Raw genomic sequence first — 13,578 nt, forward strand, 5'->3', positions numbered from 1 at the left:
GAGGAAGATGATCACTGTGACCGAAGCAACCGCCACCGCGGGAGCACTGAAGCGCCTCTCCGACGAGGGCGTCTCCATCTGGCTGGACGACCTGTCGCGCAAGCGGATCAGCACCGGCAACCTCGCCGAGCTCGTCGCGGACCGCAACGTCGTGGGCGTGACCACGAACCCGTCGATCTTCCAGGCCGCCATCGGCTCGGGCGAGGGATACGAGGAGCAGCTGGCCGACCTGGCCGTGCGGGGTGTCACGGTCGACGAGGCCGTGCGGATGATGACCACGCAGGACGTGCGCGCCGCCGCGGACGTACTGCGCCCCGTGTACGACGCGACGGACGGCCGGGACGGCCGGGTCTCCATCGAGGTCGACCCGCGGCTGGCCCACGACACCACGGCCACCGTCGCCGAGGCCAAGCAGCTCGCCTGGCTGGTCGACCGCCCCAACGTCATGATCAAGATCCCGGCGACGAAGGCCGGTCTCCCGGCGATCACCGAGGTCATCGGCCTCGGCATCAGCGTCAACGTCACGCTGATCTTCTCCCTGGAGCGCTACCACGAGGTCATGGCCGCCTACCTGGCCGGCCTGGAGCAGGCCGCCGCCAAGGGCCTGGACCTCTCCACCATCCACTCCGTGGCCTCCTTCTTCGTCTCCCGCGTCGACAGCGAGATCGACAAGCGGCTGACCGTCATCGGGACGGACGAGGCGCTCGCGCTCAAGGGCAAGGCGGCGCTGGCGAACGCGCGGCTCGCCTACGAGGCCTACGAGCAGGTCTTCGCCGGTGACCGCTGGACCGCCCTGGAGTCCGCCGGCGCGAACCGGCAGCGCCCGCTGTGGGCCTCCACCGGCGTGAAGGACCCGTCGTACAAGGACACCCTCTACGTCGACGAGCTGGTCGCGCCCGGCACGGTCAACACCATGCCGGAGGCGACGCTGAACGCCACCGCCGACCACGGCGACGTCCGCGGTGACACGGTGACCGGCGGCTACGACCGGGCCCGCGCCGACCTGGCGGCCGTCGAGCGGCTCGGCATCTCCTACGACGAGGTCGTGGGCAAGCTGGAGGACGAGGGCGTCGCCAAGTTCGAGGTGGCCTGGCAGGAGCTGCTGGACGCCGTCACGAAGTCCTTGAACAGCAAGGGAGTTGACGCGTGATGAGCAAGAAGGAAGAGGAGGTGCGGGTGCCGGTGGCACCCGCCGCCGACTGGGACAACCCGCTGCGGGACGCCGGCGACCGGCGGCTGCCGATGGTCGCCGGACCGTCCGGCCTGGTCATCTTCGGGGTGACCGGTGACCTGTCCCGCAAGAAGCTGATGCCGGCCGTCTACGACCTGGCCAACCGGGGTCTGCTGCCGCCGGGCTTCTCGCTCGTCGGCTTCGCCCGCCGGGACTGGGAGGACCAGGACTTCGCCCAGGTCGTCCACGACGCGGTGCGCGAGCACGCCCGGACCCCGTTCCGCGAGGAGGTCTGGCAGCAGCTCGCAGAGGGCATGCGCTTCATCCCCGGCGACTTCGACGACGACACCGCGTTCAAGCAGCTCAAGGCCGCCGTCGACGAACTGGACGGCTCCCGTGGCACCGGCGGCAACTTCGCCTTCTACCTCTCCGTGCCGCCCAAGTTCTTCCCGAAGGTCGTACAGCAGCTGAAGAAGGTCGGCCTGGCCACCCCGCCGGCCGGGTCCTGGCGGCGGGCGGTCATCGAGAAGCCGTTCGGCCACGACCTGGCGTCGGCGCAGGACCTCAACCGGGTCGTGCACGACGTGTTCGACCCGGAGCAGGTGTTCCGGATCGACCACTACCTGGGCAAGGAGACCGTCCAGAACATCCTGGCGCTGCGCTTCGCCAACCAGATGTACGAGCCGATCTGGAACCGCTCCTACGTCGACCACGTGCAGATCACCATGGCCGAGGACATCGGCATCGGCGGCCGGGCGGGGTACTACGACGGCATCGGGTCGGCCCGTGACGTCATCCAGAACCACCTGCTCCAGCTGATGGCGCTGACCGCCATGGAGGAGCCGATCGCGTTCGACGCGGACGCCCTGCTCACCGAGAAGCTGAAGGTCCTGAAGTCGGTGCGACTGCCGGAGGACCTGGGCAAGCACACCGTGCGCGGCCAGTACGCCGAGGGCTGGCAGGGCGGCGAGAAGGTGATCGGCTACCTCCAGGAGGACGGTATCGACCCCAAGTCGAAGACCGACACCTACGCCGCGGTCAAGGTCGAGATCGACAACCGCCGCTGGGCGGGCGTCCCCTTCTACCTGCGCACCGGCAAGCGGCTCGGCCGCCGTGTCACCGAGATCGCCGTCGTCTTCCAGCGGGCCCCGCACTCCCCCTTCGACTCGACGGCCACCGAGGAACTCGGCGCGAACGCGATCGTCATCCGCGTCCAGCCCGACGAGGGCATGACGGTCCGGTTCGGCTCCAAGGTGCCGGGCACCTCCATGGAGATCCGGGACGTGACGATGGACTTCGCGTACGGCGAGTCGTTCACGGAGTCCAGCCCCGAGGCGTACGAGCGGCTCATCCTGGATGTGCTGCTCGGTGACGCCAATTTGTTCCCCCGTCACCAGGAAGTGGAAGAGTCCTGGAAGATCCTCGACCCGATCGAGACGTACTGGGCGAAGCATGGCAAGCCCGCGCAGTACGAGTCGGGCAGCTGGGGACCGAAGGAAGCCGACGAGATGCTCGCACGAGACGGACGGAGCTGGCGCAGGCCATGAAGATCGACCTGACCGACACCACGGCAAGCAAGATCAACAAGGCGCTGGTGCAGGGTCGCCGCGCCATCGGAACCCCTGCGGTGGGCATGGTCCTGACGATGGTGATCGTCACGGACGAGGAGAACGCCTACGACTCGATCAAGGCCGCCGAGGAGGCCTCGCACGAGCACCCCTCGCGCACCCTGGTCGTCATCAAGCGGCACGCCCGCACCCTGCGCGACCGCACCACCTCCCGCCTCGACGCGGAGGTCCGGGTCGGCTCCGAGGCCGGCACCGGCGAGACGGTCGTGCTGCGCACGTACGGCGAAGTCTCCGACCACGCCGACTCGGTGGTGCTGCCGCTGCTGCTGCCGGACGCCCCGGTCGTCGTGTGGTGGCCGGTGGAGGCCCCGGACACCCCGTCCAAGGACCCGCTCGGCGCCCTCGCCCAGCGCCGGATCACCGACCTGTACGCCGTCGAGCGGCCGATGGAGGTCCTGGACGCCCGCGGCCGCAACTACGCGCCCGGCGACACCGACCTCGCCTGGACCCGGCTCACCCTGTGGCGGTCCATGCTGGCCGCCGCCCTCGACCAGGCCCGGGTCGCCGTGACCTCGGCGGCCGTCGAGGCCGAGGCGGACAACCCCAGCGCCGAACTCCTCGCCCGCTGGCTGGAGGCCCGCCTGGGCGTCAAGGTGGACCGCGTGGTCTCCCCCGGCCCGGTCGTCACGAAGGTACGGCTGGGCACCGCGACCGGCGAGATCGTCATCGACCGCCCCGAGGGCCCGCTGGCCACCCTGACCCTGCCGGGCCAGCCGCCGCGCACCCTCGCGCTCAAGGTCCGCCCCACCTCCGAACTGATCGCCGAGGAGCTGCGCCGCCTCGACGCCGACGAGATGTACGCCATCGCCCTGCGCGGCGAGGGCACCAAGGAGACCGCTTCCGATGTCTGACACCCCCCGGCTCACCCGCCGGCCCGAGTGGACCGCCCTGGAGGACCATCGCGCCCAGGGACAGCCGGTCCTGCGTGAGCTGTTCGCGACGGACCCGGCTCGCGCCGAGCGGTACGTCGTACGCGTCGGCGACCTGTACATCGACTACAGCAAGCACCTGATCACGGACGAGACCCTCGCCCTGCTCCAGGAACTGGCCACCGCCACCGACGTGTTCGGGCTGCGGGACGCGATGTTCCGCGGCGAGAAGATCAACATCACCGAGCGGCGGGCGGTCCTGCACACCGCCCTGCGCGCCCCGCGTGACGCGGTGGTCGAGGTGGACGGCGAGAACGTCGTACCGCAGGTGCACGCGGTCCTGGACAAGATGAGCGGCTTCGCCGACCGCGTCCGCTCCGGCGAGTGGACCGGCCACACCGGCAGGCGCATCAGGAACGTCGTCAACATCGGCATCGGCGGCTCCGACCTGGGCCCGGCGATGGCCTACGAGGCCCTGCGGGCCTTCACGGCACGGGAGTTGACGTTCCGTTTCGTCTCCAACGTGGACGGCGCGGACCTCCACGAGGCGACCCGGGACCTGGACCCGGCGGAGACCCTGTTCATCGTCGCCTCGAAGACGTTCACGACGATCGAGACGATCACCAACGCGACCTCGGCGCGGAAGTGGCTGCTCGACGGTCTCGAAGGTGACGAGAAGGCAGTGGCGAAGCACTTCGTCGCCCTGTCCACGAACGGCGAGAAGGTCACGGACTTCGGGATCGACCCGGACAACATGTTCGAGTTCTGGGACTGGGTCGGCGGCCGCTACTCCTACGACTCCGCCATCGGCCTCTCCCTGATGATCGCGATCGGCCCGGACCGCTTCCGTGAGATGCTCGACGGCTTCCACCTGGTCGACGAGCACTTCCGCAGCGCGCCCGCCGAGGCCAACGCGCCTCTGCTCCTGGGCCTGTTGGGCATCTGGTACGGCAACTTCCACGACGCCCAGTCGCACGCGGTGCTGCCGTACTCGCACTATCTCTCCAAGTTCACGGCCTACTTGCAGCAGCTGGACATGGAGTCCAACGGCAAGTCGGTGGACCGGGACGGCCGTCCGGTGGACTGGCAGACGGGTCCCGTGGTGTGGGGCACGCCCGGCACCAACGGCCAGCACGCCTATTACCAGTTGATCCACCAGGGCACCAAGCTGATCCCGGCGGACTTCATCGGCTTCGCCGAGCCGGTCGCCGAGCTGAGCGGTGAACTCAAGGCACAGCACGACCTGCTGATGGCGAACTTCTTCGCCCAGACCCAGGCGCTGGCCTTCGGCAAGACGGCGGAGGAGGTCCGCGCGGAGGGCGTCGCGGAGGAGCAGGTCACCCACCGCACCTTCCAGGGCAACCACCCGACCACGACGATCCTGGCCCGTGCACTGACCCCGTCCGTGCTCGGCCAGCTGATCGCGCTGTACGAGCACAAGGTGTTCGTACAGGGCGCCGTCTGGAACATCGACTCCTTCGACCAGTGGGGCGTGGAGCTCGGCAAGGTCCTCGCCAAGCGCATCGAGCCCGCCCTGACCGAAGGCGCCGACGTCCCCGGCCTCGATCCGTCCACCACCGCGCTGGTCTCCACGTACCGCACGCTCAAGGAAGTGAACTGACATGCAGCTCGGACTCATCGGCCTCGGCAAGATGGGTGGCAACATGCGCGAGCGGATCCGCCGCGCGGGCCACACCGTCATCGGCTACGACCGCAACCCGGACGTCTCCGACGTCAAGAGCCTCGCGGAGCTGGTCGACAAACTCGACGCCCCGCGCACGATCTGGGTGATGGTCCCGGCCGGCACCGCCACCCAGGGTGTCGTCGACGAGCTGAAGGACCTGCTCTCCGAGGGCGACACGGTGGTCGACGGCGGCAACTCCCGCTGGACGGACGACGAGAAGCACGCCGCCGAGCTGGGCATCAAGGGCATCGGCTTCGTCGACGCCGGCGTCTCCGGCGGCGTGTGGGGCCTGCAGAACGGCTACGCCCTGATGGTCGGCGGCGACAAGGAGCACGTCGCACGGCTCCAGCCGATCTTCGAGGCGCTCAAGCCGGAGGGCCCGTACGGCTATGTGCACGCGGGCCGGGTCGGCGCCGGGCACTTCTCCAAGATGGTCCACAACGGCATCGAGTACGCCATGATGCAGGCGTATGCGGAGGGCTGGGAGCTTCTCGAGAAGGTCAAGTCGGTGGACAACGTCCGTGAGGTCTTCCGCTCCTGGCAGGACGGCACCGTCATCCGCTCCTGGCTGCTCGACCTCGCGGTCAACGCCCTGGACGACGACGAGCACCTGGACAAGCTGAAGGGCTTCGCCCAGGACTCCGGCGAGGGCCGCTGGACCGTCGAGGCGGCCATCGACAACGCGGTGCCGCTGCCGGCGATCACCGCCTCCCTGTTCGCGCGGTTCGCGTCCCGCCAGGACGACTCCCCGCAGATGAAGATGATCGCGGCCCTGCGCAACCAGTTCGGCGGCCACGCGGTCGAGTCCGCGAAGGAGTGACCTACGGTGGGGGACCTCCTTCTGGTCCGCCACGGTGAGACGGAGTGGAGCCTGTCGGGACAGCACACCAGCTGGACCGACCTGCCCCTCACCCAGCACGGCGAGGAACAGGCCAAGTCCCTCGCCCCGCTGCTCACCGAGCGGACCTACGCACTGGTACTGGCCAGCCCGCTGAACCGTGCGATACGCACGGCCGAGCTGGCCGGCCTCACCGGGGTCGTACCCGACCCCGACCTGCACGAATGGGACTACGGCGGCTACGAGGGCATCACCACGGTGGAGATCCACCGCTCCCGTCCCGACTGGTACCTGTGGACCGACGGCGTGCCCCCGGGCCCCGCGGGCCACCCCGGCGAGTCGCCCGAGGAGATCGGGGCCCGGGCCGACCGGGTGCTCGCCACGGTGGACAAGGCCCTGGCGGGCGACGACGGCGATGTGGTCCTCGTGGCCCACGCCCACTTCCTGCGGGTGCTCACCGCCCGCCGCCTGGGGCTGCCGCCCGCCGAGGGCCGGCTGTTCCAGCTGGCGACCGGGACGGTCAGCCGGTTGTCCATGGAGCACGGCTGGCCTGTGATCGCCGAGTGGAACAAGACGCCTTGAGTGACCTCGTGACGGCCCGTCAGTAGCAACTGGCGGGCCGTTTCGACGTGTGGGACCACCCCGGACCACGCCGGGGCGGTGCCCGCGGTGCGGGCCGGCCTCGGGGCCACACTGCCGCAAGTTTCTACGGCCCCTTTCCTAACCCCTTGTCGAAAGTCCGGCGAAGCCCATAGCCTTGCGCCGCGCCGGTGCCGTCGTCCGACCGGGCCCGGTCGTGACGGGATGGGAGGGGCAGCCGCGTGAAGCGCACATCGCGTGACATCCGCACCGCGAACCGCTACGAGGTGCTGCGCCAGATCATCGCCCAGTCCCCCACCTCCCGGCAGACGCTGGCCGCCGCCACCGGACTGAGCGTCGCCACCGTCGCCACGCTCGTCGGTGAGCTGCTCGACCTGCGGATGATCACCGAGGTCGGTTTCGAGGACTCCGCGGGAGGCCGGCCCCGGGGTCTGATGGCCGTCAACGCGGCGGGCGGCGCGCTGATCGGCGTCGACATCGCGGAGACCTACGTCCGGGTCGAGCTGTTCGACCTGGGCCTGAACGTGCTGGCCCGCGCCGTGGAGGACATGCGCCCGGGCGAGCACCGGCCCGAGCAGGTGGTCGGCCATGTCGCCACCGCCGTCGGCTCGGTGGTGGCGCAGGCCGGGGTGGAGGGCGCGCGGGTGCTGGGCGTCGGGGTGAGCGTGCCGGGCCAGGTCGACCGGGGCACCGGGATCGCCGAGTACGCGCCCAACTGGGACTGGCACGACGTGCCGTTGCTCGACCTGCTGTCCGAACACATCGCCTATCCGCTGTACCTGGACAACCCGCTGCGGGCGAGCGCGGTCGCCGAGCTGTGGTTCGGGGCCGCGCGCGGGCACGAGAACGCGGTGGTGGTGAACCTCGGGACCGGGGTGGGCGCCGGGCTGGTCCTGGCCGGCGGCCTGTACCGGGGGGTGAGCAACAGCGCCGGGGAGTGGGGACACACCACCCTCGTGCTGGACGGGCGGCTGTGCCACTGCGGCAACCACGGCTGTGTCGAGACGTACGTCGGCGCGCCCGGCATCATGCTGAACCTGCGCGAACTCAGCCCGCGCAGCACGCTGTTGCATCCCGAGGACCAGACGGCGACCGTCGACGCCCTGGCCCGCGGGGTCGTCGCGGGCGATCCGGTGGCCGTCAAGGTCGTCCGCGACACGGCCCGTTACCTGGGCGCGGGCGTCTCGGACCTGGTGAACCTGTTCAACCCCGAGGTGGTCGTGCTGAGCAGCTGGGTCGCCAAGAAGCTGGGCGCACCGCTGCTCGACGAAGTGCGCGAGGCCGTCCGGCGGCACGCGCTGAGGCGGCCGTTCGACGCCGCCGAGATCGTCCTCTCCCCCGTCCCCACCGACCCGGTGTGTCTCGGCGCGGCCACGTTCGCGCTGGAGGGCGCCCTGCAGTCGGTGGGACAGCGGCCCCCCAGACGCACCACCCCCGCAAGGAGCCGTACCGCACCACCTTCATGACGACGGAAGGGATGCCGTTTTGACCCGCACGACACGTATGAAGAGATCGGTCCTCGGCGCAGCCGCGGCCGCGGCCGTACTGACCGTGACGGGGGCCCTGATCAGCTCCCCGCCCGCGAACGCCGCCGACTCCGCCGGAACGGCCGGCACAGCCGGCACCGCCGGGACGGCATCGGCGGAGGTCTCCCCGCACGCCGCCCAGACCATCGACGACATCGGGGTCTCGGGCGCCTGGTGGGTCAACGACCTCCAGCACTTCGACCCCAAGGTCCAGGCCAGGGTGGCGAAGCTGCTGTTCTCGAAGCAGGGCCTGGACCTCAGCTCGTACCGGTACAACATCGGCGGCGGCGGGGTCGCGGTCACCACCCCGGCCCGGGCCGCCGAGGACTTCACAGGCTCCGACGGCTCGTACGACTGGAGTCGGGACCAGGGCGGTCGGACCTTCCTCGAGTACGCCGCGAAGTACGGCGTCGAGGACCTGATCGGCTTCGTCAACAGCGCGCCCGCCCAGTGGACCACCAACGGGCAGAGCTGCGGCGGCCGGTTGAAGACGGAGAACGAGACCGACTACGCCAAGTACGTGGCCGACGTCACCGACCACTTCGCCCGCCAGGGCGTGCGCCTGGACTACATCAGCCCCTTCAACGAGCCGGACAACGACTTCGGTTCGTGCGGCCAAGAGGGCATGCAGGTCACCGTCGACCAGCGCGACGACATCGTCAGGGCGCTCGGCGCCGAGCAGCTGGCCCGGCACCAGAGGACCGGGATCATCGCCGACGAGTCCAGCAGCACCGTGCAGTTCACCACCGAGGTCCCGCAGTGGCTGTCCCAGCCGGGCACCGCGCAGTACGTGGCCAAGCTGGCCCACCACACGTACAACAATCCCAGCGACGGCCAGCTGGGCAACGTCTACGAGACGGCGAAGGCGGCCGGCAAGGCGTCCTGGGCCTCGGAGATCTGCTGCTTCGGCAAGGGCTCGACGGGCTGGAACCAGGAGTACGACCCGACCATCGACAACGCCCTGCTGATGTCCCGGATCGTCTACAAGGACTTCGCGAGCTCCCACGACTCCGCCTTCCAGTGGTGGGTGGCGCTCGCGAGCGGGTACGGCAGCGACCCGTACACCAGGAACGACGAGGGCTGGAACGACGGCCTGATCTACTACGACCCGGACTACGCGACGAACGGCGACCAGACGCTGTACTTCACGAAGCGGTACTACGCGCTCGGCCAGTACAGCAGGTTCGTCAAGCCGGGCTCGGTCGCGCACAACGTGACCGGTGCCCCGGACGGGGTCGAGGTGTCGGCGTACGACCGGGACGGCAAGTGGGTGGTCGTGGTCAACAACCACAACACCGTGGACACCCCGCTGAGCCTGCACTTCAACGGCAGGACGCCGGTACGGGCCAGGGAGGCGGTGCGGACCTCGGCCACCGAGGACTGGGCCGACGTCGCGCGGCCGATGGTGAGTTCGGGTACCGCCTCCGCGACACTCGCGGCCCGCTCGATCACCACCTACGTCTTCGACCAGAAGGGGCACGGCAGTTCGGCCGTGACCGGTGCCCTGGTGGGCGGGCAGTCCGGCAAGTGCCTGACCGCGGGCGCCTCCGGGGCCGCGATCGCCACCTGCACGGGCACGGCGGACCAGTCCTGGTCGTACGACGCGAAGGGCACCCTGAAGGGCGCGAACGGCTACCTGACGGCTTCGGGTTCCGGTCTGATTACCAGCGCCGACCACACCGGTGACGCGGGTCAGCGCTGGCTGCTGAACGCCAACGGCCAGATCCTCAGCGAGGCGTCCGGCAAGTGCCTGGACGTGAGCGGGCAGGCCACCGGCGACGGCGGCAAGGTGATCCTCTACAGCTGCAATGGCGGCGCCAACGAGGCCTGGACCAGGCGGTAGCCGCACCGTTCCGCACGAACCGAGGGCCGCCGGCCACCCCCTGACACGGCGGCCCTCAACTCGCCGTGCATTGCTGACCGTTCGTGATTCCGAACCGGGTACAACGTTTCGCGCAGACTTCGTCCAACCTCTTGCCGAAGTATTAGCGGAAGGTTAACGTCCCGCACCGCAGCGCAATTTCAGCCATTGGCTTCCGGGGGTTTTCAGGGCCTCCCACGGCCGCGGAGCCGCAGCCGCACTCGACAGACAAGGACGTCAGCATGTCGGCACTCAGCAACAACAACTGGTCCCGCCGGTCCCTCCTCCGGGCGGCCGCGGGCATGACCGCAGCCGGCACGCTGGCCGCGTGCGGCGGCAACAACGGGCGGGGCGGGGGGTCGGGGTCGGGCACGCAGCTCACCCAGATGTTCCACGCCTACGGCGAGGCGGGGACGGAGCAGGCCGTCAAGAAGTACGCCGCCGCCTACAAGGACGCCAACGTGACCACGCAGTGGATCACCAGTGCCGACTACGAGAGCAAGCTGTTCGCGACCCTGCTCACCAAGAGCGCCCCCGACCTGTTCGAGTTCCACCCGCAGATCCAGATGGTCAAGAGCGGGCAGGTCGCCGACCTGAGCGACCTCATCGACCCGGTCAAGGACGACTTCAACCCGGCCGACATCAAGTCGCACACGGTGGACGGGAAGATATACGGCGTCCGGATGATCGACGACCCGCAGTTCTTCTTCTACCGGCCCTCGCTCTTCGAGAAGGCCGGCGTCAAGGTCCCGGAGACCCTCGACGAGCTGATCGAGGCCGCCGCCAAGCTCACCACCGGCAAGGTCAAGGGCCTGTACGTGGGCAACGACCTGCACGCGGTCGTCAGTCCCCTGATCTGGTCCGCGGGCGCCGACACCCTCGACGACAAGAACCAGATCGCCTACCACACCGACGGCGTCGTCGAGGGCCTGAAGAAGATGCGCAAGCTGTTCACCAGCGGCGATCTGCTCCTGGGCGCCCCCACCGACTACTGGGACCCCTCCTCGCTCAGCCAGGGCCTGTGCGCCATCCAGTTCTGCGGTATGTGGGCGATGCCGCAGTTCCAGAAGGCCCTCGGCGACGACCTCGGGATCTTCCCCTTCCCGAAGACCGTCGACTCCGGCAAGCAGTCCGTCTACAACGGCGGCTGGTCGATGTTCGTCAACGCCAAGGGCGACAACGTCGACGCGGCCAAGGAATACGTCAAGTGGCTGTGGATCGACCAGAAGAAGTACCAGGAGGACTGGGCGACCTCGTACGGCTTCCACATCCCGCCGCGCGCCTCGATCGCCGCGTCGGCCACCAAGCTCAAGTCCGGCCTGCCCGCGGAGGGTGTGAAGCTCTTCAACGAGTTCGGGCACTTCGACAACATCGGCTGGACCCAGGCGATGATCCAGGCGACGTGGGACGTCATGGCCAACTGCGTCCGCAAGGACGGTGACCCGGAGAAGGCGCTCGACCAGTGCGACAAGACCGTCAACCGTGAGCTGAAGAAACTCTTCGGATAGGCGGGCGGACGGACCGGACCATGTCGACGACCACGACGCGCGACCTCGCGAACCCCGCCCCGGCGAAGGCCAAGTCGGCCAGGCCGCGGCGGGGCCTGCGGGGCAGCCGCACCCTCAACTTCTGGCTCTTCATCAGCCCCTTCCTCATCGGGCTGATCGTCTTCATCTACGTGCCGATCGGCTGGAGTGTCTACCTCAGCTTCTTCGACGCACGGTTCACCGTCACGCCGGACAAGTTCATCGGCATCGACAACTACACGTACATGCTGACGGACCCCAAGTTCGTCGGTTCCCTCGGCACCTTCACCGTGTTCGCCGCGTTCATCGTGCCGATCACCTGGGCGGTGTCGCTCGGCCTCGCCCTGCTGGTCAACCGGATACGGTTCATGCGGGCGTTCTTCCGCTCGGTGTTCTTCCTGCCGACCGCGTGCAGCTACGTCGCCGCGTCCCTGATCTGGAAGATGTCCATCTTCAGCGGGGTCCGCTTCGGCATGATGAACACCGTCATCGGCTGGTTCGGCATCGACAACATCGCCTGGCTGGCCTCTCCCAGCCCGCCCTGGTACTGGCTGGTCATCGTCACGGCCCGGCTGTGGCTGCAGTCCGGCTTCTACATGATCCTGTTCCTGGCCGCCCTGCAGAACATCCCCGGCGAGCTGTACGAGGCCGCCGCCATCGACGGCGCCAAGCCGGGCTGGCAGACCTTCCGGTACATCACCCTGCCCCAGCTGCGGGCCACCTCGACCGCGGTGATCCTGCTGCTGCTCATCGCGGCCTACCAGGCCTTCGACGAGTTCTACAACCTGCTCGACAAGACCACCTGGGGCCGGCCTCCGCTGGTCGAGCTCTACTACACCGCCCTCGGCACGGAACAGGACTACGGCGCCGGCAGCGCGGGGGCGGTCATCCTGACCGTGCTGATCATCATCGTCACCCTGTTCCAGGGCAAGATCATGGGCTTCGGAAGGGGGGAGGAGGCCAAGTGACCACCACCACGCCCGACACGCACAAGACCACGCCCGCGAAGGGCCGCCGCTCCGGCCGGCGCGGCGGTGGAGTGATGGGCAGCACCGGCCTCTACATCGCCACCGGTGTCGCCACCCTCCTCTTCCTGGTCCCGTTCTACATCCTGCTCCGCAACGCCCTCTCCACGGACCCCCAGATCACCGGAGAGCACTGGGAGTTCTTCCCCACGCACCTCCAGTGGGGCAACGTCAGGGAACTCTTCGACGACCCGCAGGTGGACTTCGCCCGGTCGATGTGGAACTCGCTGGTGGTCGGCGTCTCCATGACCGCCGGCATCCTGCTGGTGTGCTCCCTGGCCGGCTACGCCCTGGCCCGCATCCCCTACCGGCACGCCAACAAGATCTTCTACGTCGTCCTGGGCACCCTGATGGTCCCGACCTCGGTGACCTTCGTACCCAGCTTCGTGCTGGTCTCCTCGCTCGGGTGGGTGGACACCTACCGGGGCCTGATCATTCCGGGCCTGTTCAGTGGTTTCACCTGCTTCCTGTTCCGGCAGTACTTCCTGGGGTTCCCGAAGGAGCTGGAGGAGGCGGCACGCGTGGACGGGCTCGGCTACTGGGGCGCGTACTGGCGCATCGTCGTACCCAACTCGCTGAACTTCTTCGCGGCCATCGCCACCATCACCTTCATCAACGCCTGGAACGCCTTCCTGTGGCCACTGGTCATCGGTCAGGACCCGGGGGCGTGGACCGTCCAGGTCGTGCTCTCGTCGTACATGACCAACCAGACGGTCGTCTTCCACACGATCTTCATGGCCACCGCCATCTCCATCCTGCCCCTGGTGTTCGTCTTCCTCTTCCTCCAGCGCTGGCTGGTGCAGGGGATCGCGCAGACCGGTATCAAGGGCTGACACCCTTCCGAAGACCT

At 68.9% G+C, this 13,578-nt stretch carries 11 protein-coding genes; all 11 read left to right on the plus strand.

Annotated elements, in window-relative coordinates; all coding sequences use genetic code 11:
* The first annotated feature begins 7 nt into the window (after positions 1–7).
* On the plus strand, positions 8–1,150 hold the full coding sequence (gene tal, locus ACZ5K7_RS13660) for a transaldolase (RefSeq protein ID WP_468913190.1): 1,143 nt from the start codon (positions 8–10) through the stop codon (positions 1,148–1,150).
* Complete coding sequence (gene zwf, locus ACZ5K7_RS13665; RefSeq protein WP_351699346.1) at positions 1,150–2,718, plus strand: glucose-6-phosphate dehydrogenase; 1,569 nt, start codon at positions 1,150–1,152, stop codon at positions 2,716–2,718. Before tal ends, zwf begins: the two co-directional genes overlap by 1 nt.
* The gene (gene opcA / locus ACZ5K7_RS13670; protein ID WP_351699344.1) at positions 2,715–3,650 is read left to right on the plus strand and encodes a glucose-6-phosphate dehydrogenase assembly protein OpcA; all 936 of its coding nucleotides are present in this window, start codon (positions 2,715–2,717) and stop codon (positions 3,648–3,650) included. Before zwf ends, opcA begins: the two co-directional genes overlap by 4 nt.
* Positions 3,643–5,289 (plus strand): glucose-6-phosphate isomerase, encoded by a 1,647-nt coding sequence (gene pgi, locus ACZ5K7_RS13675; protein ID WP_468913193.1) that lies wholly within the window; start codon positions 3,643–3,645, stop codon positions 5,287–5,289. The genes opcA and pgi overlap by 8 nt, the downstream gene beginning before the upstream one ends.
* Before the next feature lies 1 nt (position 5,290).
* Complete coding sequence (gnd, locus tag ACZ5K7_RS13680; RefSeq protein WP_351699340.1) at positions 5,291–6,172, plus strand: phosphogluconate dehydrogenase (NAD(+)-dependent, decarboxylating); 882 nt, start codon at positions 5,291–5,293, stop codon at positions 6,170–6,172.
* 6 nt (positions 6,173–6,178) lie between these two features.
* On the plus strand, positions 6,179–6,772 hold the full coding sequence (locus ACZ5K7_RS13685) for a histidine phosphatase family protein (protein ID WP_351699338.1): 594 nt from the start codon (positions 6,179–6,181) through the stop codon (positions 6,770–6,772).
* Positions 6,773–7,011: 239 nt separating this feature from the next.
* Positions 7,012–8,256: an ROK family protein gene (locus ACZ5K7_RS13690; RefSeq protein WP_468913195.1), complete on the plus strand. Its 1,245-nt coding sequence runs from the start codon at positions 7,012–7,014 to the stop codon at positions 8,254–8,256.
* Between the two features lie 37 nt (positions 8,257–8,293).
* Complete coding sequence (locus ACZ5K7_RS13695; protein ID WP_468913197.1) at positions 8,294–10,159, plus strand: glycoside hydrolase; 1,866 nt, start codon at positions 8,294–8,296, stop codon at positions 10,157–10,159.
* A gap of 260 nt (positions 10,160–10,419) precedes the next feature.
* A complete protein-coding gene (locus tag ACZ5K7_RS13700) occupies positions 10,420–11,685 on the plus strand; it encodes an ABC transporter substrate-binding protein (protein ID WP_351699332.1) in 1,266 nt (421 codons plus the stop codon).
* Positions 11,686–11,705: 20 nt separating this feature from the next.
* Positions 11,706–12,671: a carbohydrate ABC transporter permease gene (locus ACZ5K7_RS13705; protein ID WP_468913199.1), complete on the plus strand. Its 966-nt coding sequence runs from the start codon at positions 11,706–11,708 to the stop codon at positions 12,669–12,671.
* On the plus strand, positions 12,668–13,561 hold the full coding sequence (locus ACZ5K7_RS13710; RefSeq protein WP_351699328.1) for a carbohydrate ABC transporter permease: 894 nt from the start codon (positions 12,668–12,670) through the stop codon (positions 13,559–13,561). The genes ACZ5K7_RS13705 and ACZ5K7_RS13710 overlap by 4 nt, the downstream gene beginning before the upstream one ends.
* Positions 13,562–13,578: the final 17 nt, after the last annotated feature.

It is taken from the genome of Streptomyces sp. NPDC031497, assembly GCF_055580905.1.